The 20,822-nt window shown below is 37.7% G+C and carries 21 protein-coding genes, 1 tRNA gene and 1 pseudogene; 15 read left to right on the top strand and 8 right to left on the bottom strand.

Annotated features, from left to right (window positions below; translation table 11 throughout):
* Positions 1-113: 113 nt before the first annotated feature.
* Positions 114-695, bottom strand: coding sequence for an RNA polymerase sigma factor (locus AC6I5C_RS17035; protein WP_053975489.1), 582 nt, complete (start codon positions 693-695; stop codon positions 114-116).
* 449 nt (positions 696-1,144) lie between these two features.
* Here AC6I5C_RS17035 and AC6I5C_RS17030 point away from each other — a divergent pair, with 449 nt between their 5' ends.
* The 10 genes from AC6I5C_RS17030 to AC6I5C_RS16985 all read left to right on the top strand — a co-directional run bounded on the left by AC6I5C_RS17030 (position 1,145) and on the right by AC6I5C_RS16985 (position 11,569).
* Positions 1,145-1,525 carry a SpoIIAA family protein gene (locus AC6I5C_RS17030; RefSeq protein WP_053975490.1) on the top strand — a complete coding sequence of 127 codons (381 nt, stop codon included), beginning with the start codon at positions 1,145-1,147 and terminating at the stop codon, positions 1,523-1,525.
* 32 nt (positions 1,526-1,557) lie between these two features.
* Positions 1,558-2,574 (top strand): inorganic phosphate transporter, encoded by a 1,017-nt coding sequence (locus tag AC6I5C_RS17025; RefSeq protein ID WP_497906205.1) that lies wholly within the window; start codon positions 1,558-1,560, stop codon positions 2,572-2,574.
* Between the two features lie 4 nt (positions 2,575-2,578).
* Entirely contained in the window at positions 2,579-3,205 is a 627-nt protein-coding gene (locus tag AC6I5C_RS17020; protein WP_497906204.1) for a hypothetical protein, read from the top strand.
* Positions 3,206-3,371: 166 nt separating this feature from the next.
* Positions 3,372-4,538, top strand: a complete 1,167-nt coding sequence (locus AC6I5C_RS17015; RefSeq protein ID WP_497906203.1) for an alpha/beta hydrolase — start codon at positions 3,372-3,374, stop codon at positions 4,536-4,538.
* A gap of 88 nt (positions 4,539-4,626) precedes the next feature.
* Positions 4,627-6,249, top strand: a complete 1,623-nt coding sequence (locus AC6I5C_RS17010; RefSeq protein WP_497906202.1) for a hypothetical protein — start codon at positions 4,627-4,629, stop codon at positions 6,247-6,249.
* A complete protein-coding gene (locus tag AC6I5C_RS17005) occupies positions 6,246-7,349 on the top strand; it encodes a DUF6544 family protein (RefSeq protein WP_497906201.1) in 1,104 nt (367 codons plus the stop codon). The genes AC6I5C_RS17010 and AC6I5C_RS17005 overlap by 4 nt, the downstream gene beginning before the upstream one ends.
* Before the next feature lie 187 nt (positions 7,350-7,536).
* Positions 7,537-8,970 (top strand): glycosyltransferase family protein, encoded by a 1,434-nt coding sequence (locus AC6I5C_RS17000; RefSeq protein WP_497906200.1) that lies wholly within the window; start codon positions 7,537-7,539, stop codon positions 8,968-8,970.
* Between the two features lie 30 nt (positions 8,971-9,000).
* Complete coding sequence (locus AC6I5C_RS16995) at positions 9,001-9,312, top strand: DUF6544 family protein (RefSeq protein ID WP_497906199.1); 312 nt, start codon at positions 9,001-9,003, stop codon at positions 9,310-9,312.
* A 215-nt stretch (positions 9,313-9,527) separates the two neighbouring features.
* Positions 9,528-10,376 (top strand): HNH endonuclease, encoded by an 849-nt coding sequence (locus tag AC6I5C_RS16990; protein WP_497906198.1) that lies wholly within the window; start codon positions 9,528-9,530, stop codon positions 10,374-10,376.
* A 632-nt stretch (positions 10,377-11,008) separates the two neighbouring features.
* Positions 11,009-11,569, top strand: a complete 561-nt coding sequence (locus AC6I5C_RS16985; RefSeq protein ID WP_497906197.1) for a hypothetical protein — start codon at positions 11,009-11,011, stop codon at positions 11,567-11,569.
* Between the two features lie 206 nt (positions 11,570-11,775).
* Here AC6I5C_RS16985 and AC6I5C_RS16980 read toward each other — a convergent pair whose 3' ends face one another.
* The gene (locus AC6I5C_RS16980) at positions 11,776-11,988 is read right to left on the bottom strand and encodes a hypothetical protein (protein WP_497906196.1); all 213 of its coding nucleotides are present in this window, start codon (positions 11,986-11,988) and stop codon (positions 11,776-11,778) included.
* A gap of 80 nt (positions 11,989-12,068) precedes the next feature.
* The gene (locus AC6I5C_RS16975; protein WP_497906195.1) at positions 12,069-12,674 is read right to left on the bottom strand and encodes a TetR/AcrR family transcriptional regulator; all 606 of its coding nucleotides are present in this window, start codon (positions 12,672-12,674) and stop codon (positions 12,069-12,071) included.
* 252 nt (positions 12,675-12,926) lie between these two features.
* Between AC6I5C_RS16975 and AC6I5C_RS16970 the strand changes: the two genes are divergently transcribed.
* On the top strand, positions 12,927-13,907 hold the full coding sequence (locus AC6I5C_RS16970; protein WP_497906194.1) for a helix-turn-helix domain-containing protein: 981 nt from the start codon (positions 12,927-12,929) through the stop codon (positions 13,905-13,907).
* A gap of 68 nt (positions 13,908-13,975) precedes the next feature.
* Here the strand turns inward: AC6I5C_RS16970 and AC6I5C_RS16965 are convergent, their stop codons facing one another.
* Together AC6I5C_RS16965 and AC6I5C_RS16960 are read right to left on the bottom strand one after the other, a co-directional pair.
* The gene (locus AC6I5C_RS16965) at positions 13,976-14,275 is read right to left on the bottom strand and encodes a DUF1330 domain-containing protein (protein ID WP_497906193.1); all 300 of its coding nucleotides are present in this window, start codon (positions 14,273-14,275) and stop codon (positions 13,976-13,978) included.
* A gap of 43 nt (positions 14,276-14,318) precedes the next feature.
* Complete coding sequence (locus AC6I5C_RS16960; RefSeq protein WP_497906192.1) at positions 14,319-15,167, bottom strand: DJ-1/PfpI family protein; 849 nt, start codon at positions 15,165-15,167, stop codon at positions 14,319-14,321.
* A 256-nt stretch (positions 15,168-15,423) separates the two neighbouring features.
* On the opposite strand from AC6I5C_RS16960, the gene AC6I5C_RS16955 reads away from it, so the two are divergent.
* The 3 genes from AC6I5C_RS16955 to AC6I5C_RS16945 all read left to right on the top strand — a co-directional run bounded on the left by AC6I5C_RS16955 (position 15,424) and on the right by AC6I5C_RS16945 (position 17,479).
* On the top strand, positions 15,424-16,107 hold the full coding sequence (locus tag AC6I5C_RS16955; protein WP_497906191.1) for a DUF6090 family protein: 684 nt from the start codon (positions 15,424-15,426) through the stop codon (positions 16,105-16,107).
* 94 nt (positions 16,108-16,201) lie between these two features.
* Positions 16,202-16,960, top strand: a complete 759-nt coding sequence (locus AC6I5C_RS16950) for a class I SAM-dependent methyltransferase (RefSeq protein ID WP_497906190.1) — start codon at positions 16,202-16,204, stop codon at positions 16,958-16,960.
* 99 nt (positions 16,961-17,059) lie between these two features.
* Complete coding sequence (locus tag AC6I5C_RS16945) at positions 17,060-17,479, top strand: hypothetical protein (RefSeq protein ID WP_497906189.1); 420 nt, start codon at positions 17,060-17,062, stop codon at positions 17,477-17,479.
* A gap of 73 nt (positions 17,480-17,552) precedes the next feature.
* On the opposite strand, the gene AC6I5C_RS16940 is transcribed toward AC6I5C_RS16945, so the two are convergent.
* The 3 genes from AC6I5C_RS16940 to AC6I5C_RS16930 all read right to left on the bottom strand — a co-directional run bounded on the left by AC6I5C_RS16940 (position 17,553) and on the right by AC6I5C_RS16930 (position 20,141).
* A tRNA-Arg gene (locus tag AC6I5C_RS16940) sits at positions 17,553-17,626 on the bottom strand.
* Between the two features lie 865 nt (positions 17,627-18,491).
* Entirely contained in the window at positions 18,492-19,754 is a 1,263-nt protein-coding gene (locus AC6I5C_RS16935) for a type II toxin-antitoxin system HipA family toxin (protein ID WP_497906188.1), read from the bottom strand.
* A 99-nt stretch (positions 19,755-19,853) separates the two neighbouring features.
* Positions 19,854-20,141, bottom strand: a complete 288-nt coding sequence (locus tag AC6I5C_RS16930; protein WP_053991623.1) for a helix-turn-helix domain-containing protein — start codon at positions 20,139-20,141, stop codon at positions 19,854-19,856.
* Positions 20,142-20,501: 360 nt separating this feature from the next.
* On the opposite strand from AC6I5C_RS16930, the pseudogene AC6I5C_RS16925 reads away from it, so the two are divergent.
* Positions 20,502-20,683: pseudogene (locus AC6I5C_RS16925) on the top strand (Fic family protein); the annotation flags it as partial.
* Between the last annotated feature and the right edge of the window lie 139 nt (positions 20,684-20,822).

The following is a 20,822-nucleotide window of genomic DNA, read 5'->3' as shown; positions in this document are numbered from 1 at the left end:
AGGTCTTTATTATATAAAGTCAGACATACACATTTTATAGACAAAAAAAATTTAGGAATTTTTAAAAAAGAGCATTAAAAATTACATAATTAGGAAGTTACAATGTTTTCGTATTACGAAATCATCAATATCAAGCAAAATAATAAAAAGGCCTTTCTCAGGGATTTTAGGCCTCTGTAAATGATGGTTCTTGAAGTTTCCACATTCACATTCATAATATCTGCAATCTCTTCGTAATCCTTATTTTGAATAAACTTAAGAATCACCCCTTGCTTTTGTCTTTTGGGAAGTAAGTTTAGGGCCTGCATTAATTTGGAAGAATTCTCTTGGGTAATTTCATCCAAGATTACCAACTCCTCAATAGACTGTTCTTTGGCTGTGCCATAATCCTTATTAAGGGTGAAGACTTCTTGGGTCTGGGATTTTTTGAATTCGGGATTCTTTAGGATTTTATTCTTGAGAGCCCTTAACAGATAGAATTTGACATTATCGGTTTCGGACAGATTTTGGCGGTACTTATAGAGGTCCAAAAACAAATCATGGATGCTATCCTTTACAATACTTTCTTTAGAAGTTATTTTACACCCATACACATACAGCTCGTCTACGTACCGATCGTATAAGGTACCTAGAGCAAGGGTAGAACCTTCCTTTAATTGGCTCCAAAGTGATTTATCAGAACAATCTGTAGTCAATGGGCGCTTTCGTTAGTGTAAAGAGAAAATTAGCTTAGCGTCAATAAACTTCGCTCTAAAAAATGAATTTTACAAAAAAAAGACGTGAAAAATAAATAATTCATAATACCCACGTTTGCAATGCCCTGAAGGTCGGAGTGAACAATCCAGTAAACAGCCACCCTGCATTTCAACGAAAATATTGGTTAAGTTCAAGATAAAGAACTCATTTAATGGTCAAAATTTCATCTGAAATTTAAATGAATTAACTTTAAATGCCTCCCAAAAAGGATTTACCGAAACCAACAGCATTCTGCCCGATTTTTAGTACCTTAGAAGTCACATTCTTATCGCCATTACACTACAACATTACGCGATATTGCACTTTCATACAATACACGTAAAATATAAGTGACCATAGCTACTTTAACCTACACCAAAAGTCATTTATAACTTAAAATAGACAGTTTATGATTGAGCAGTTAAAAACATTTCAGGACAACCAATTGGCCATAGAAGTCATCGATGGATTTTCAGAAACCGATGAACAACTTTGCCAAAAGTGGTTTCAGAAGAAACTTGACGAAGGTTTTGAGCAAGTGAATGTATTGGTAAAACTTGACGAATTAAAATTAAGCCATAGCAGCGTTAAAGCGTTTATGGAAGACTCTATTTGGGCATTGAGGCATTACAAACAATTGGGGCATCTTGCCATCGTGGCGCATTCCAAAATTATAAAAGCATTGGTACCTATTGACAATCTGTTTTTCCAAAGAGCCAGCAAGGGAAGATTGGAACGCTATTTTGACGTGTCGCAATTGGATGAGGCCTTTGCATTTATAAACAACTAAAACAATCATTCACCAAGGTTTTGAACTTCAATATGATGCTCGTTTTAGGAATCGGGCTAGTGATAGTTTACGATTTCACCAACGGTTTCCACGATGCGGCAGATATGGTAGCAACCGCAATTGCCTCAAGAACCATGTCTCCGGGAAGGGCTATTTTTATCGTGTGCCTGTTTACATTTTTAGGGCCATTGTTGGGTGGTCTTGCTGTAGCCAATACCATTGGAGAGTTTGTCGACATTAGTGATACCAGCAGCCATTTGGCTCAAAGCGTGGTTTTGGCCGCCATCATGGCTGCCATATCTTACAACCTCATCACCTGGAAGTTCGGGCTGCCCAGTTCCTCATCCAACTCCCTTACCAGTGGTCTTGTAGGAGCGGCTATTTTTGCCCTAGGCAGCAAATATATCAATTGGGGATTCTCGGCTTTGGGAAATGGGCAATTGGAAGGGTTTACCAAAATTCTCATTGGTTTGGCCTTTTCTCCCTTGGCAGGCTTTATTGTTGGTTTTTTGATGATGAAGCTCTTCCTTTCAATCTTGAAGCGTTTTTCTTCAAAATCTAAAAAGCTATTTCTGTTTACCCAATATATCACAGTAAGCTGGCTCGCATTCAGTCACGGAACAAACGACAGCCAGAAAGGTATGGGGGTTATTGGCATGTTGTTATTGGCCAATAACATGTATTCGGAATTTACGGTCCCTCTTTGGGTGATTCTGCTTTGTGCCAGTTCCATCACTTTGGGCACCCTTTTTGGCGGCTGGAGCATTATAAAAACGGTGGGGTTTGATATTTATAAGGTGAAATTGATCCATTCCATTACCGACCAAATAAGCGCCGCCACCGTAATACTTGGATCCTCCTTGATTGGCGCCCCAACCTCCACTACCCAAGTAGTAACTACTTCCCTAATGGGTGTGGGTGCTGCCGAACGTCCAAAGCACGTGCGTTGGATGGTGGCCGGTTCCATCCTAAAGGGATGGCTATTAAACATCCCAATATCATTCCTTTTGGGACTCCTCTATTGTTTCCTAATCACACGAATTTTTTAAACCCATGATATTACAAAAACTAAAAAGCTGGATTTTACCCAAAGAAATAAACTTCTTCAATGCGCTGGTACAACAAAGCCAACACACCCAAAATATTATAGAAGCCCTAGGGAATTTTTATGTAGGGAATGCTCCCAAAAACCAGGACGCCTTACTCGGATTGATTGCCGGGGCAAAAAAAAGTTATTCAGCCAATCTAAAAGAGCTGAATGCCACCTTTATCACGCCCATTGACAAAGAAGCCATCAGCAGGGAACACAACCAATTGTATTGGGTCACTTTAAGTGTTAAACATTTAATGGTGGAAATAGACACCTATCAGATCTATAATTTAAGTGAGTACAGCAAGCTCTTCGACTTACTGCAACAGCAAATGCAACAGCTTACCGAAGGTTTCAAAAAACTAGAAGCCAAACAGTATGAAGACGTCCTAAAAAACATAGATCATATCATCCATTTGGGCAATGATGTTATAAAAGCCTATGCCAATGCCCTGGTATTATTGTTTAAGCAACAAGACATGCCACGCGTGCTCATGCACAAGGAAATACTCTCCCAATTAAAGGAAATTAGTAAACGCATCCATATTTGCGCCAACCTTTTGGAGGACATTATTTTTAAAATCAACTAAAAACAATACGCTTCCCAAAGCGTCGCTCAACTTATTTCAACTGCTTCTTACTGAAAATCAACCACAAGCGTTAAAATTTACACCTCTTTCATTATCTTTAAGGTAACAACTTCCAAACCATGCCGTTAAACAAAACTTCCCAAAACACCAACCCCCGCACCACACTATGAAACTATTCATATGCATAGTACTCACTGTTTTCTGTAACATACCCATTTGGGGACAAGAAACACTACTCTGCAAGGGCAATTATTGGACGGAAGACGAAGCCGCATTGATGATGAAAACCTTTGCTTCGGAATGGGATGATTTACTCTCTTGGGAAGCAAGGGCCAATAGAATTAGAAGTGGAATCATTGAAGGCCTACAGCTTGAAAAAATGCCAAATATCTCAGGAAACTTTAATACCATTATTAAAGGGACGAAAGCAATGGACGGTTATATTGTAGAGAATATCGCCATTGAAAGTTTCCCCGGCTTTTATATCACGGGAAACCTCTACAGACCTATAAACAACAACAAAACACATGCCGCCATTTTAAGTCCTCACGGCCATTTAAAAAACAAGCGCTTTACGGAATACATGCAAAATCGCTGCGCAGTTTTGGCACGTATGGGGGCCCTAGTATTTGCCTATGACATGGTAGGCTATGGCGAATGCACGCAAGTAAAGCACGACATCCCTATAGCCATGCTCCTTCAGACTTGGAACAGCAAAAGGGTCCTCGACTATTTAGTGTCACGCCCAGATGTAGACCCTGAGCGTATAGGAATAACAGGTGGCTCTGGTGGCGGCACACAAACCTTTATTTTAACGGCTATTGATGACCGCATCAAGGCCTCGGCTCCCGTGGTTCAGGTATCAGCACACTTTTTTGGCGGCTGCGTTTGCGAAAGTGGCATGCCCATTCATAAAAGTCACGACCACCAAACCAACAATGTGGAAATTGCCGCCCTATGTGCCCCAAGACCGATGTTATTGGTATCCGATGGGGATGATTGGACACGCAACACACCACAAGTGGAATATCCATATATTCAAAAAGTATATGCTATGTATGGTGAAGCGTCTAAAGTAGCAAATGTGCATTTACCCTTGGAAAAACACGATTACGGCTTTTCCAAACGAACTGCGATGTACAATTTTTTCTCGCATTACCTAAAACTTGACAATAGTGAGGTTCTCAGCGATGAGGGTTACCAAGAAGACTTTGTGACCATATTACATGAAGAAGACTTGAAAGTGTTTGATAAGAACAGTTCCAAACCAAAAAACTTACTACATGGCAACAAAGCAGTCATCAGGTACCTTGGTATTGATAGCCCTCAATAAACAATTAACAAAAGAAAACATACAGGCTGAATAATATCAAATGTAATTGGCCGCTCACAATTACATAAAAAAAAGAACTAACCTTAAAATGAAACTAAAAAGATATGCTTCATGGGGCCTGCTAAGCCTGCTTTTAGTCACAATCATAGCAGGCATCTTTGTGTCATTAAGAGTCAAGTCGCAGGTCAAGGAACTCTTCAAAATGAATAAGCATTTACAGGAAGAAGGCTATTATATGGCCGAATTTGAGTTTCATATGGTTGGCTTTGGCTATTTGATTGGCAAAGGCCATTATTTGGAAGCCCTTCAAGGCATTTCGAAATACCACGCCTTCTTGAGCAATAAAGAGAACCTTATAAAAATACCTGACTTTAAGAGCAAGCAGGACGAAATTGACTTTTATCTCAACCTTCAAAACCAAGAAACCGGAGCCTTTATGGACAGTTCCGCGCCGTTTTGCACCTACTTTTCCAACACCGAAAATATGGTAATGCATTTGGAAGCCTTGCAAGATTCCACAAGCAAACCGTTACAACTGAAATATCCCCTCTCCTTTCTCGATAACATCAACACGCCCCAAAAACTGGAAGCTTACCTCAACGACATTTCCTATATGAACCGATTGGGAGCCAAATTCCCCCAAACCTCGTTTCACTTTGCCCGTGACATATTCAGCAATGTAGAGTCCGATAATGTTATTGAAAGGAACAGCCTGTACCACTTTACTCCCGAATGGAAACAAACCATTTTACAATGGATGTACAATTTTCAGGATGCAGAAACCGGGTTATGGGGCCCAAAACACACAAAAACCAAGGAATTATTGAAATTTGATATCAACAACAGCTATTCCATTGTAAAGAAATTTCGAGACACCAATGGTGAGGATATCTACGAGGAATTTCCCATGCGATACGGCGACAAACTGTTTGGGGCTACCCTTGAAGGGCTGAAAGTGCCCATGCCGGCGGATGATGAATTGGAATGGGTACACGAATGGAATTTGAAGCAGGCCAAAGGAATTAAAATGCTCCTGGCCTGTTTATGGAAAGATGCCTCTGCTGAAGACCGAAAAGCTGCAAAAGGCATCATTGCCAACTTCATCAAGGTGAGCTTCGACAAATACTATGTGGCTGATGAAGGCGCCTTTAGTTACTATCCCAACTCAGAGCACGCCACGGTAGATGGCATGAACAACATGATCCTGAAAAGAATAGGCGCCCTCTCCTATGCGCGACAAAAACGATATTGGGGTGCGGCTGAAGCGAATGCCAAAGCATTGGAACCCCTGACGGTGGACACTTTGGCCGAAAACGACCTCAGTGCCATTTCAAATATTCCAGACATCAACTCCTGGCGGATTTATACCAGCCAACCCGATTTCAAAAAGCTCTATGACCATGTTTCCGCAGTGTATTATCCAACCAATACCAAGGTTTTGGACATCACAGAACTTGTGCCCAACATCATTACATGGACGGAAACCACAAGCCTTTCCACGGGCAACTGGAAATCGATGGCAGACATTACAAACGAATACAGCTCCTACCATATCCAAAAGCCCCTTGTTTACCGTGAAAAGCTCCCGTATGAAGACCTCAACCACCTTCTGGAACAAACTTCGGAGCTATATGTTATTGGATTCGACATTCTGCAAATCCCCGGGTTTATCCAGAAGATTACCAAAGAGAACAAAAGAGATACCTTATGAGAATTGCCTTTGTCATCTTCATGCTACTCCACGCAGTCATCCATTTGTTTGGATTTGCGAAAGCGTTTGGCTTGATGGAATTAAAAGAACTCAAATTGCCCATTTCAAAACCTACAGGTATGCTATGGTTGGTGACAGCGGTTCTGCTCGGCATCTACAGCATACTGTATCTCACACATGCCAAGTACCATTGGCTTTTTGGAATGTTGGCCGTACTCCTTTCCCAAGGATTGATTGTCTACTATTGGAAAGATGCCAAGTTTGGCAGCATCCCAAATGTCCTCATCCTAATGGTTGCTTTTGTGAGTTTGGGATCCTTTTTGCTAAAACGTGAATTCACTTCCAAAGTGCAACATGACTTTTTAGAGAACAATAGTTTTCCAACCGATATCTTGACTGAAAAAGACATCGCACATCTCCCCGCCCCTGTGCAGGACTATTTGCGATACACCAAATCTGTAGGGCAGGAAAAAGTAAAAAACTTCAGGGCCGAGTTTGTGGGCGTGCTGCATTCCAAACCAAACGACCAAGGCATGAAAGTGCAAACTGTGCAGTACAATTTTTATGAAAACCCATCCCGATATTTTTATATTACCGCCACCAAAATGGGCTTACCGGCCACTGCCCTGCATTTGTACCAAAATGAAACTGCCACATTTCAAGTAAAGTTGCTCAACTGGATCACTTTGGTGGATGCCAAGGGCACACAAATGAACCAAGGGGAAACCGTTACCCTATTTAACGACATGTGCGTGATTGCTCCCGCAACCCTTATTGATCAAAGGATACGTTGGGAAGCCATCAACGATACGATGGCCAAAGCATCGTTCACCAACGGCAATATCACCATAAGTGCCAAATTATACTTCAACAAGAACCACGAACTGGTAAATTTTATTAGTAATGACCGCTACGAAACAGATGGCAACACCTATCATAACTTTCCTTGGTCTACCCCTGTAAAGGACTATAAAATGATGAATGACTATTTGCTGCCAAGCCAAGGACGCATGATATACCATAAGCCCGAGGGCTATTTCACCTATGGGGAATTTGGCTATAAAAGTGTGTCCTATAATATCACGGAAATGCCTGACTGAACTCTTTAAACAAAACCAAAAACAACCATAGCGAACCTTACAATACACAACACCTTAGAAAAAACAGTATTTTTAATTTAACCACAAAAGCAAATATGTAACTTTACCCAAAAATAAAATTCAACAACTATAGAATGGGCCTAAACTAAATAGTAATTAGCCTTATGTTGTAAGCAATTCAAGGACAATGAAATTTAAAGAATTACTAATCTTTTTAGTACTCAGTTTTCTCATCGTATTATCTAGTCAATATATTGGCCTATTTTGGGACAATGTTCTTTGTGGCTCTAAAATAGGTACTTATTTATATCAAAACGGTATATTCCAATGGACTACTATTCCACTTGAAATCGATAATGGACACCCTCCTTTTTTAGGGACTTTATTAGCTAGCGGCTGGACAATATTTGGAAGGTCCTTGGCGAGTTCTCATTGGATGATGTATCCCTTTATTTTAGGATTATTATGTCAATTATATATTTTTATTGATTTTTTCATCAAAGAAAAACAATTAAAAATAGCTGCTTTTATATTATTGCTTTCAGATCCAACCTTATTATCTCAACTGGTATTGGTAAACCCTGAAGTTATTCAAACGTTCTTCTTTTTTTTAGCTTTAAATTCAATATTAAGGGACAATGTCCTTTTTAAAATAATCGGTTTATCATTTTTGGGAATAGTTACCTTTAGAGGGATGATGCTTTGTGCCGGATTATTTATTGTTGACTTATTAATTTTTACAGTAGTAAAGAAACATAAGCTTAGAAATTTCATCTCAAAAAAAATTGTTTTATCCTATTTAATTTCAGCACTACCAGCTTTATTCTATTTAACTTGGAGATTGACTATAAAAGGATGGTTGATATCTCACCCGCTGGAAATATGGGGAAGCGCCTTGGAATTTTCCTCTCTTAAAGATTTTTTAAAAAATTTCGAAAAAAATATCCTTGTATTAGGATTTCAGTTTTCTGATTTCGGTAGGATTGGGTTATTATTATTTATAATATTCACGCTCTATCTAAAAAGAAAAAAAATACAGTGGGAGAATTATAGTTCCTTATTGATCATTTCCATTTTCTCTACTTTTATTATCTATGGCGCTAGTTTAGTTATTAAAAACACCATGGGGCATAGATACTATTTGGTTTCCTACCTTTCTTTATCCCTTTTAGCATTTATACTCATCAAAGCATATAAGCACAAAAAAATTATTTTCGCACTTTTACTAACTAACCTATTTTTAGGCAACTTTATTGTTTATTCAGATTCCTTCGCACAAGGATGGGATTCTTCTTTGGCTCATTTACCATATTGGAACCTTCGAAAAAGCGCCATTAGCTATATGGATGAAACAAAAATTGATATTAACCATACAGCGTCTTTTTTTCCCAATAATACTTCCATCGACAATGTTGACCTAAATGGAGATAATCGCTCTTTTAAGGGCTTTTCGGGAAATGAAATGTATGTTTTCTATTCGAATGTGTACAATTTGAGTGATGATGAATTAGACATACTAAATAAGAACTATTCGGTCCTAAAATCTTTTGAAAAAAATAATGTTAGGGTTGATTTAATGATTAGGGCGAATAAAATAGTACAAAACAATTCTCATCAGTAGTAATAATAAAACTTAGCCGTATCCTATAGTGTGAAATTAGGCTTCCTTTGGCATATAGCCAAAGCCAACTTTACCAACGGCAACATCACCATAAGTGCCAAATTATACTTCAACAACAACCACGAACTGGTAAATTTTATTAGTAATGACCGCTACGAAACCGATGGCAAAACCTATCATAACTATCCATGGTCTACCCCTGTAAAGGACTATAAAATGATGAATGGCTATTTGCTGCCAAGCCAAGGACGCATGATATACCACAAGCCCGAGGGCGATTTTACCTATGGGGAATTAGGCTATAAAAGCGTCACCTATAATGTCACGGAAATTAAGGAATAAGCCTTTTTACACAACCAACAAGAACCACTACTTAGCAAACAATACACCACAGCTTATAAAAGACAGTTTTTTCATGCAAATCTTGCAGAAAACACCTATTTTTAAACAAAATAACCAACATTACTGAAATAAAGGGTACTAAAACCATGGTGTTTAGTCCTCTGTTGCGTGTAATTAGAAAAACTATGGAGATTTAAAATGGGTTCAATGCAAGAATGGGAAAAAAGGTAAATTGGGAAGAGCGAGTAAAAGCTGTTTGCAAGCCTTGTTGGGAACTCAAATATTGCCCGTATGGACCATTAGTCGAGGATTTTCCTTTGAAATCTGAAAATGACGAAAAAAGTTGTCGGATTTTTGGACACGACTGTCCAGTATTCTATGTTGCTGAACCTCTTACAGAAACAAAAGAATTAAGAAAAATAACAAGACATATTCCGAGGGTTACTCAATTTCGAGTAATGAAAAGAGAAAATCAAATTTGTCAAGTTTGTAAAAAATCAGTATTTGATGAAGAAATTGAATTTGACCACATAATTCCTTGGTCAAAAGGAGGTTCATCCGATGAATCTAATATTAGACTTTTATGCTCAACGTGTAATAGAAAAAGAGGAAATAATTTTGAGGTAGAATACCTAATAACCAATGTCGTTGACCACTTATCTGACCCTTTCGATGTCAGTATAATGGACTTTGTTAAAGAAATTGCCTCTTTTGGACACCAGTTTTATGAAAATGAGGGATTTTACCCAAGTGAGGATGACTTTGCTGAATGCTTAAATGATGGAGAAAAAACAATATCTGAAATAAAAGGAGCTGAATATTTAAACGATTTAGTGGATTTTTTCACCAGTAAAAAACCAGAGGAAATTACTTTATTAGACTTTGAAACTCTTAAATATCGTTGGGGCTTTATTGATAGAAAAGTACATAGAATCAAACATTCGGCATCAAAATATAATTCTGACCCAAAACATATTTTGCAATTGGAAAATGATTTGATTAAAAAAATGGGGTTGAGAATAAAGCAAACTAAAAAAACATTTGATGGATGGCTGAAAAAATAACTACGCACAACAATGGCTGTAAGTAATTGCTTGTTCTCACCTACTTCTGAAAATCCTCGCGGATTTTCAGTTTGGTGTGTACTTGCAGAGTTACGTGCTAACCTACGCAACTACTCATAGGTACTGTGTTGGCTAAATTTTGAAATATCACCATTAATTAAAAAAATGAGTTATGGATAAAATTTGGATTATAATAACTGGAATTACAATTTTCTTGATAATTAATCTTCTATACTATAAAAGTATGAAAGGTTTTGTGAAAGAATCGTTTGGAAAAAAGTGGTTAAACGTTTGGGGAAACAAAGTTTGGTTCTGGCAAAGCTCAATTTTTGTTAGCACTGGTGCAACAGTTTTAATAATGTTCCTTTTAAAATGGTCCAATCTTTTGACCTTTTAGAAATTCAAAAAAAAAATGAATTAGACTTTAATCCTAGCTTATCAATGATCGTCTGTAGATTTAACTCGACCGAATTAATAAAATAAAAACTGTGTCTAACATTGGCTGTAAGTAATTGTTTGTTCTCGCATATTTCTGAAAATCCTCGCAGATTTTCAGTTTGGTGTGTACTTGCAAAGTTAATCGCTAAACCACGCAACTATTCATATCCGAGACCGCTATCTACAATTAATAAATGAAACACTTACTATTTCTTTTAGTAACTCTTTGCTTAACGACAACTGTTCTAGCCCAGAACTCGCATCTGAGGCTGTTAAATAATATAGAATATAAACTGAACAATAAAAATTGGGAAGTAGAGTCCAAGGAAACAGTAAATATTCCATATCATTTCGAATACCAATTATCATACAAGAAACAGATTTCAAATTTGAGAATTCGAATTAACTCAATGGACTACCATTTAAAAGATAGTGTTTACTCTAATTTGGAAATTAAAAAAAGAACTGCTCTCGGGGAATTGGAAAGTCTGAAAAACGAGCTTTCAAAATTGGCGAATGAAAATGTTACAATCACATATTTGAGTCAAGATGACTACAAAGGGTTTAAAATTATGACCGTCATAATGAAACTAAAAAATGATGAGACCAAAAATGTAGTTATGTCTATTGGTGTAAAAGTATTGAACGACTATTTGGTACTTGGTGTAAGTATAGAAAATTTGGTTAACTCAACCTCCAAAGAATCACTAGATTTATTGAAGGAACATTTGAAAAGAATAAAAAACGCTAGCTAACAAGGACTAAACCACCTGTATTCTAGATAAAACATTCCAAAAAGAGCTCCCTTCTTTAAATACTAAGGCTCCTATTCCTTTTTCAAAAACGTAGACCTAATCAAGCCAATAGCGGCTCCACCAAAGCCATAATTACAATTTAAACATACCTGCAGCCTGCTGGCTCTGGTATGTTGGTAAAATTCGTTTATTTAAGTAGGGATGGTTTAGACTATTTCGGAACATTCAAAACCATTGGAGGTCAGACATTGTATCACAAGGTCCGAAACTATGCGGTTACCGCTCAAGCGCAAGATGTTATCAGAGTCTTCCAAATCAAAATTGATCATAAAATCTGGGATGATAGCCTGTAAGTGTGTAATGACCTGTTGCGCTACATGTTCATTGTTCACATTCGTTTTATAAATGGTAACGTCCATATGGGTATAAATTGTATAGTTTTTAGAAATTGGATTAAGAGAAAACCGAACGGTTGGTATGCCTATGGTTCAAAAGAAATTTAATCCTTACTGATACTTTTATAAATAGCCTGAAATTGTTCTTTCATCTGCTCTAAAGCTTCATCGGCTTGCGATCTCGAAAAATAATAGGAGCCAATGCCATAGTTTTGAAACAGGAATAGTTTTGCCATTTGTTCGTCAGTGAGCGGTGTGGCTATTTCTCCGCTGGCCTTGGCCTTGGCAATAACCGTTTTCCAAAGCTCCAATTCTTCTTCATGAATTTGGGTTTGCCGTTCCTTAAAACCGTCCAAAAGCTTAATGGCATCAAACACCAAAGCATAATGGTTGGCCTTTAGTACCTCTTTAGATGCTCCACTCTCTTCCCGGTATTTCATGATCCGTTTTTCCAATACCGCTATATAAGCACTGTAGAATTCTTTAAGCGTTCCTTCTGCAAAGGCTGCCAATTCTTCAACTTTTGTGCGTTGAATAAAGACATTCACTACCGCCTCGAAGACCTTTTCCTTACTACTGAAATAATGATAGAAGCCCCCTTTAGAAAGGCCTGTAGCCTTGACAATGTCCTGCATGGTTACCTCATTATAACTTTTGCTGATAAAGAGGTTAAAGGCAGTTTTGACTATTAAATCTTTTGAATCACTCATAATAAACCGACCGTTTGGTCGGTAAAAATAATTCAATTTTTTGAATAGACAAAAAACCGCTCCTTTTTTACCAAATGTCTCCTCTAGATTCGAAGAACATAGCTCTTCGAAACCAAAAAGCTTCCCTCCTTCCCACTTGGAAAATCATTGGCAAAGACGTAAGTCGGTTTTCTTTAATTATCTTTGAACCAAATACCAATACAACAAACTTTCAGGCGTCTTATTAAACACAAGACCAGCCATTTGAACGACATGAAAACAAAAGCGCCTAGCACAATTTCCTACCCTCTTATGGTACCAACCGAATGGTATCAGTTTTTGGAACGCCAAAATCTAGGTAACATTGACCAAGAAACATTTGTATTCGATCCAACTTTTGGGCAAGGGAATTTGCAGTATATGGAATTCCAAAAAGGGTTTTGGGCGCAACAGATGAATTTTACACTAAAGGCACCTTTCGACATTACCCAAACTGCCGGCACAACCAACGCCCTGTTTATGGTTAACTTTTATCTTACCAAAGCCCCCATCAGCCAACAGATAGATGAAAAAATGTTCGAATTTAATTTCGACAGTATCAGTATCATGCTAAGCTCTTCGACCTCCATTAGCCTATACCACATTCCTGCCAATGAAGAGGTAAAGATATTTCAGATAGGATTTACTAGAGATTGGTTGCTGGCCAATGCCTTCGAGGACAGCAATCCAAATTTGAAACGTTTATTTGTGAGTGATGACCCCATCTATCTGGCCGAAAATTTGGATTATCAGTTTAAATATTTGGTAAAAGAAATGGACTTGCTCAGTTCCAATCGCTTGTTGCTGTTTTCAGGTTCCCTACAGCTCCTCAATACCTTATTTACGAAATTCGAGAACCGGCAGTTGAACAGCTCCCAACATTCCAATATTCACCATGATGATTTGGAAAGTTTACTGCAAGTGCGCACTTTAATGGATGAAACCCCCTTGCACCCCATTAGTTTGGATGAACTTGCCCAACAGTCTGGGATGAGCCTGTCCAAATTCAAGCGTTATTTTAAACAGGTCTATGGGCTTAGTCCTTACCAATATCACTTGCAGAACAAATTGGCGGTTGGTTTGGATCGGCTGCATCAAAACTACTCGGTTTCGGAAGTTGCTTTTCTATTGGGCTATAACAACCTCAGCCATTTTTCAAAAGCCTTTAAAAAGCATTTCGGTTTTCTACCCAGCAACGTACAAAAAGATACCTGATAACCAAATATACAAATGGCCCTAACATTATTTGCTGGGCCTTTTTTATGTGTTTTTTTTCAAAAAAATTAAGCGTTTGGATTGAATGCCTTTGCCATAATTACGGTATTGTCTTTGGTAGAGTTCACTCTAAAAGGCCGAACTGCTTGGTATTCCTCACTGTTGAAACATTCCATGGCCATCTCCTGTGAAGGGAATTTAATGATGGCATGCATCATTTTCCTTTCTCCTTCAATTACTACCGCATCGGTATCAGACACCAACAACTCACCCCCGTACTGTTGTAAAATTTCCCATACTGCTGGTGGATAGTTTTGAAAGGTCTCGAAATCTACAATATCGTAACTGATTATAAAATAGGCTTCCATATTATTTATTTTTGGTCTTATGTTATGTGTAATGGTTTTTAAATTATGCTTCGTCCAGCAAAGCTTTGGAGCTCACAATGCCCAGCTCATTGGCCGCTTTAGGCCCATCTCCTGAAATCAATTTTCTATCAACAAATACCTTACCATTCATGGTTTTGTTGACAATCTTAATGCCTAGACTGTTTAATTTCTCCCCATAGAACCAAGGCATACCTCCCGGCAAATAGCCCGTAGCGGGCAACAGTTTGTCCATCGCATCCGGACAAGCTGAAATAGCATAACCACTGTAGGGAGAACTGTCGCCAGTTGACAATAATGCCGAGGGCCCGTGACAAATCGTAATCAGGTGTTTGTTGTTTTTGGCCGTCCAATTAACGAGCTTTTCAACAGCTCCACTGAATGGCAGATCTGCAATAACACCATGACCTCCCGGAAAATAAACAGCGACGTAAGGACTACGGTCATTCAACTGGCCAACCAATTCCCAAAGACTTAATGGCCTCTCAAGCTTTGATTTGTATTTACTATAAAGCTCCATCACGGCCTTATCTTCTATAGGCATGGCCCAATGTTCCAACGCCATTGTATCACCAGTTGGTGTGGCAATATCTATAGCAAAGCCTGCAGCCTCCCAATGCAACATGGGTATAAACAACTCAAAAGGATGGTTGCCCGTTTGAAACAATGTTCCGTTAGCCATTTTGAGTAACTCGGTTTCTGTTCCAACTATCAAAATCTTCCTTGAGGAATCCTGATTTCTATTTTCAAAATTATAGGGTGTATAATCCGTCTTTTTATCAACGGCCAGTTTCAATGCCAGTTTAGAAGGCGAATATGTATTCTCTCCTTCTTCATGGGGTGCTACACCAAATATTTGCTTGATACAATTCATAGGGTTTGGTTCGTCGGTTTTTAAGTGTCTCCACCTATTGTTTTGCAATGATAACACCAATACCCCAGCAACAATTACTCCAAGAAGGCCAAGAATTAACGGTAAAAGGTTTTCTGAAATCACAAATCAGTTTCCCCAAGTATTGTTGAAATGAAAGTTTGGCTATCTTTAAGCAATCAGCCACCTTCGAGGAAGTGATTAAAAACCGTTGTTAGAATTTAAATAATCGATGGATAATTAAAATAAATAAAACGCTATGGCAAAACTTAAATTTGATTTTAAAATTGATTGGAAATCAAAGATTATCGATTTATTGATTGTAATTATTGGCATAACCATAGCTTTTAAATTGAACAATTGGAATGATTCCTTTAAAACGGAAATGGAAGCAAAAGGATATATTGAGAGTTTTTATGAAGAAAATAAGGAAAATTATGAAAATCTGGTTGCTGCCATAGATTTTGCGAATACAAAAAGAAAGGATATAGACAGCCTAAAAAACATGTTGCTATCTGGTAACTACTCAGATAACAGAATCAAATCGTTAAGTGCTAGTATGCTTGCATTAACTGATTTTAATCCTTCAACAACCACCATGGAAAACATAACAGCCTCAGGAGAGTTTGATATGATAAAGGATCTTGACCTGAGAAAAGATATCATAAGCACCTATAATTCATATAAAACAACCACAAAACTTGAAGGTTTGATAGCAGACTATATCAACGACTATGTTACGCCATTTTTTTTCGAAAATGTCCGGTTTAGGGATTTTGGATCGATAAACCCCGACTTTATAAAAGATCCACATTTTGAAAATATTGTTTTAGGCTATGAAGTGTTGCTTAACCAACAAATCAATGGGTATCAAAGTAATTTGGAGAAACAAAAATTGCTTGATGAAAGCTTATCTAGCGCCAACAATAGGATTAGGCAATAGTTGTTTCGGTGGATTTGTGAACGTTATAAGATCTAAGAATCTGCGCTCCTATTCGGAACTACAGTTAAAACCACAACACTAATTAGCATAACAGATGGATATTGTAAACTATAATAAAGCGGCCTGGGACACTTATGTTGACAAAAAGGACCGATGGACCATTCCCGTATCTGAACAAGCATTGGAGGCTGCCAAAAACGGTAACTGGCATGTTGTGTTGACGCCTACAAAACCTGTTCCCCACAATTGGTTTCCCAACCTGAACAATTTAAAAATTTTGGGACTGGCCTCCGGTGGTGGGCAACAAGGCCCTATTCTGGCTGCTTTGGGCGCCAATGTTACAATTTTTGACAACTCGGAAAAGCAATTGCAACAAGACAAAACCTTGAGCGATAAATTTAACCTTAGGATAAAAACAGTTCAAGGCGATATGAAAGATCTTTCCGTTTTTGAGGACAATTCATTCGACTTGATCTTCAATCCATGTTCCATACTTTTTGTAGAAAACGTGTTGCCCGTTTGGAAGGAATGCTTCCGGGTTTTAAAACCAAATGGCGTTTTAATGACAGGGCTCATCAATCCTATTTCATTTCAGTTGGATGAAGAACACTTGCAACTTATTTACAAACAACCTTATTCAGACATAGACTCCTTACCTGACGATAAATTGGAAGCATTGACAAAAAACAACGACCCTTTGGTATTTGGACATAGTTTGACGGACCAAATTGGCGGGCAATTGGAAGCCGGCTTTTGTATTACCCATATGTACGAAGACGATTGGGGTGGAGAAAACAAGATGGATGATTTTTTCCCTGCTTTTATGGCAACAAGAGCCATCAAACCTTTATAATCTAAAAGTCTCAGTATCGACGAGAGATATACTTTCCTTAACACATCGTCCATCTTTAATTTAGTACCTTTAGTGTTTAATCTTTAAAGACCTCCTGTTTTGGACAAGCCAAGAAAACCATCAAAACTATTTTTACGTTTCATAAAACACGTCAATGTCATCAGGGACCATTCAAGACATGACAATGTTTTGATCAATACGTCTCTGTACAGGCACTTTTCAGAACAGGACATCAAAATCAATTTGGATAACTTTACGGAGGAATATGATTTTGCTATAGAATACGGCTATTTATATCCAGACCTAACTCCAAACTTTACCTTTAACGACGAGACCATCCCAGACGACCCCATCGATATGCAAATCCTGGGTAAATCCCTAAAAAAAATCATTGACTTTATGGATATTGGAGCCCCTGTGGGATTTATGAAATATTACCAGGATTACTTTGAAGCACCTTTTGACAAAACAAACAAGGAGTTTTGGGAAGAGGTTTTTAAAATGAAGATTCAGGATTAAAACCCAATAAAAAAGGAAAACCACCTAAATCTTGAGACTTAAGTGGTTCTTGAACTAATTTCCATTTCAAAAGTGACCTCGACAGGATTCAAACCTGTAACCTTCTGAGCCGTAATCAGATGCGCTATTCAGTTGCGCCACGAGGCCGTTTTTTTGTGGGTGCAAATATAAAACATTATTCAAATTGGACATAAAAAAAGCAGTTTAGTGTGAACTAAACTGCTTTTTTTGGTGATTTCCAATTAGTAGCGGGAACTGGACTCGAACCAGTGACCTTCGGGTTATGAGTTCGAAACCAAAAATTCAAAACCCCATTTTACAAGGGCTTCAAGCCTCCTAATTTATAAAATCGTATTCGTTTTCGTATTCGAAACGTATTCAGTTTGATGTCTGATTAGACTTAATTTTTCTTACCCAAATATAAAAGATTTTTTATACCTACTCCCCACCGAAAACAAATAAAAATTTCAGCACAAAAATTCATGGTTTACAACTTCAAATTCACGATGAAATCCATCAATCATATCTTGTTTGCTGCACTTTGCATTTTTAATTTTCATACCACTACTCTACAACTTTTTACAGTAATTGCAATAAAACAAATTAGCCCATCGATTCTAGCTTGTTTACGACCTCTTTTGTAGTCATCATAACAACATTCTAATTAAAACAACTCAATTATACGTAAAACAAACGTTTATTTTACGTATAATTTCTCAAGAAACCTTAATGTCATTTTTATGGTTCAAATCAATACCATCCGTCTGCCGACTTTTCAACCGTATCCAAAAACAGACAAAAACTAAAGAGATTTGCAAACTTGCCCTCCAATATTGACAACAAAATGCAGGAATATTGCAGCTTTTATTTTGCAATGACAACACTACTTAAGCTTTAAATTTCAATATCCTTAAAAGTAATACCCACAATAATATATCGTATCCTTTCCATTTGCGCTCAAAATTTATGGAGTGCACCATCTTTTTTATTCTGTTTAAAACTGGTAAATCTTCTAATTACCTATGTTTAGATTAAACGCTTTTGACATTAAATCCCGTTCTTTATAAGAAATTCCAATTTCTTCAGCAACCTTTTGCCAAGTAGATACTACCGACAGAACTTCTTTAATAATTTCATCCATTTGTTGGTTGTCTAAACGAAAAAATTCCCCTACGCTTTTCGCTAGATCATAATCCAAAGCATTGTTATCCATATCTATGTTGAGCGCTAAACCGTATTTGTCTATGGACGGGTTTAAGTCGTAAGCTGGAGATAATATCCACCCTTGATCGGTAAGTATAAAACCATGGTTCCGCAAATGGTCATCGGTGTTTGAAATGGCTATGTTAAATACTATCCTTCGCCATAGCTGCTCTAAATTGTCATTTACCATAGCTCCGTTATTTTGGATGAATTCTGCCAACTCTAAGTAGCTTGCAGGATTATCCCTGATTGTGTCTTCATTATTTCCTGTCATGGTCATAGCCGAAGCAAAATGAATACGCTTGCCATGCTCTCTATCAAACCTTTTGGTAAAAAAAGTTTTGTAGGGTCCTATAATTTTTTCAATTTTTGAAGGAGCCATTTCAATGCCTGCTTTTAGTGCGAGTCGATAAGCCAAGAACTCCCACGCTGCTTTATCAATTGTATCATTTTTAGCAGGGAATTTAGCTATCCAGAGCTCTCCATTTTCGTCCAAAACATTTGCTTTTGGCCTTGCTCCCCCTAAAGAAGACCCTGGCGCCATCAAAATGGCAATCCACTTTTTAATTTCTTCGTTAGCATCATCGTTCTCCAGATTTCTTGCCGCTTCCTGCAATTCCCTTATGGAAGACCAAGGCGGTGTAGGACTGTGTTCACTATTGTCCAAAAAAGCACCTTCCTTATCTGTCTTAAAACGTAAAGCTCCCATTCGGCTTTCATCATACACGCCTAAAAGAAAATCAATTTCGTAAAGCGTATTAGGAGTTTCGTTAGCCTCTTTAGCACGTTGGGCTTCCCGTCTTTTCATTAGGGTTTTACCCCAAGTATCTGGCATACTGTCCAGAAATACTCCAAAGTTTTCTTTATTGTTTGGATATTGCGGGCCACTAAAGAATTGGATATCGGGGTCTAATAACATTTGTTGCTTGGACTTCAACCAAATTTTGTCATACTCGAAACTAAAAGCCTTTTTACCCTTCGCCAATAGAGCAGATAACACCCCTATTAATTGGGGTTCCTCCAATCCTTTCCAGTGGGCATAAATGTATATGTCTTGTTTACCAGCTGCCATATTTTATTTCTCTTGTTTTTAACAGATTACTTCACCACCCTTCGATGTTTGGACAAGCTCAGCACAAACCAAGTTCTAGGTGAGAGTTAGAAAATGACTTTATATTAAATCGAGGTCTTGAAGCTTTCTACCAAATTCATCGTCGGCTGCTATCTTCAAAAAATCGTCTTGAAGCCCCAGCACCCGAAGTACATTGAAATAAGCGCCTATTGTTACACTTGGGCTTCCCGTTTCTATTAGATACAAAGTACTCCTTACAATATCTGCTCTTTCAGCAACTTGCTCCTGAGTTAATTTCCTTCGCTTCCGTGCCAATTTTATGTTCTCCCCCATCTGTTTGAGCACTTCTTTGTGTTTAGGAAACAGTATTTGCTTCTTTTTACTCATAATGAAATGATTGTTATTTCATACAAATGTATGGTTTTTGATTGAAATAACAATCAGTTTTTTTGCATTGATCTTTATTAGATTGTGTATTGGACACACAAGAGAACCTCATTCTGTGTGTGAATTGCCATTTGTAGCGTAATATGATGAGTGAGTTTTCACAAAATACGTTGACTAAAAATTCAACCTTTTAGCACCATATCCTATGAAAGACAAAAAACAATCCTGCCAAAAAATCTTCTATAAAAAAGTAGGTTTCAAACTTAAGCTTCATTCCCATTCACCAATAAAAATTCTCACTAGACTGCTACAGCTTAATTAATCAACATATCTTTGATACTATCAAATGATACTATCAAAATAAAGCCTCCTTACGAAATAACCCCTAAAATCCTAAAGTTGATAGCTTCAATTTCCGAAAAGATTGGAGAGGTCAATGCCAACTTTCTAAATAGACCATCTCCAAACTAAGGAAACAGAATAAATTCAAGACTATTCACTCTTCACTGAAAATAGAGGACAATGCATTGACCGAAGAACAGAATTGACAACAAGTGAAGTCAATAATCATTGGAAAAATCTAAAATTGAGGTAATAATCTTGTTGCCTTCCCTAAAAATGTATTACAAAACAATTACCAAAGCCATCGCCTTGAGGGATACAGTCCAACAGGAATTACAC

This window comes from Mangrovimonas sp. sgz306409, assembly GCF_059735265.1.
Note: the sequence above shows the minus strand (reverse complement) of the source record. Positions and strands in the feature narration are given on the sequence as shown.

Bases quoted from the DNA above. Each gene is read 5' to 3' on its own strand.
- AC6I5C_RS17030 (WP_053975490.1), top strand. From the start codon at position 1,145: ATGATTGAGCAGTTAAAAACATTTCAGGACAACCAATTGGCCATAGAA.
- AC6I5C_RS17025 (WP_497906205.1), top strand. From the start codon at position 1,558: ATGATGCTCGTTTTAGGAATCGGGCTAGTGATAGTTTACGATTTCACC.
- AC6I5C_RS17020 (WP_497906204.1), top strand. From the start codon at position 2,579: ATGATATTACAAAAACTAAAAAGCTGGATTTTACCCAAAGAAATAAAC.
- AC6I5C_RS17015 (WP_497906203.1), top strand. From the start codon at position 3,372: ATGAAACTATTCATATGCATAGTACTCACTGTTTTCTGTAACATACCC.
- AC6I5C_RS17010 (WP_497906202.1), top strand. From the start codon at position 4,627: ATGAAACTAAAAAGATATGCTTCATGGGGCCTGCTAAGCCTGCTTTTA.
- AC6I5C_RS17005 (WP_497906201.1), top strand. From the start codon at position 6,246: ATGAGAATTGCCTTTGTCATCTTCATGCTACTCCACGCAGTCATCCAT.
- AC6I5C_RS17000 (WP_497906200.1), top strand. From the start codon at position 7,537: ATGAAATTTAAAGAATTACTAATCTTTTTAGTACTCAGTTTTCTCATC.
- AC6I5C_RS16990 (WP_497906198.1), top strand. From the start codon at position 9,528: ATGGGAAAAAAGGTAAATTGGGAAGAGCGAGTAAAAGCTGTTTGCAAG.
- AC6I5C_RS16985 (WP_497906197.1), top strand. From the start codon at position 11,009: ATGAAACACTTACTATTTCTTTTAGTAACTCTTTGCTTAACGACAACT.
- AC6I5C_RS16980 (WP_497906196.1), bottom strand. From the start codon at position 11,988: ATGGACGTTACCATTTATAAAACGAATGTGAACAATGAACATGTAGCG.
- AC6I5C_RS16975 (WP_497906195.1), bottom strand. From the start codon at position 12,674: ATGAGTGATTCAAAAGATTTAATAGTCAAAACTGCCTTTAACCTCTTT.
- AC6I5C_RS16970 (WP_497906194.1), top strand. From the start codon at position 12,927: ATGAAAACAAAAGCGCCTAGCACAATTTCCTACCCTCTTATGGTACCA.
- AC6I5C_RS16965 (WP_497906193.1), bottom strand. From the start codon at position 14,275: ATGGAAGCCTATTTTATAATCAGTTACGATATTGTAGATTTCGAGACC.
- AC6I5C_RS16960 (WP_497906192.1), bottom strand. From the start codon at position 15,167: ATGAATTGTATCAAGCAAATATTTGGTGTAGCACCCCATGAAGAAGGA.
- AC6I5C_RS16955 (WP_497906191.1), top strand. From the start codon at position 15,424: ATGGCAAAACTTAAATTTGATTTTAAAATTGATTGGAAATCAAAGATT.
- AC6I5C_RS16950 (WP_497906190.1), top strand. From the start codon at position 16,202: ATGGATATTGTAAACTATAATAAAGCGGCCTGGGACACTTATGTTGAC.
- AC6I5C_RS16935 (WP_497906188.1), bottom strand. From the start codon at position 19,754: ATGGCAGCTGGTAAACAAGACATATACATTTATGCCCACTGGAAAGGA.
- AC6I5C_RS16930 (WP_053991623.1), bottom strand. From the start codon at position 20,141: ATGAGTAAAAAGAAGCAAATACTGTTTCCTAAACACAAAGAAGTGCTC.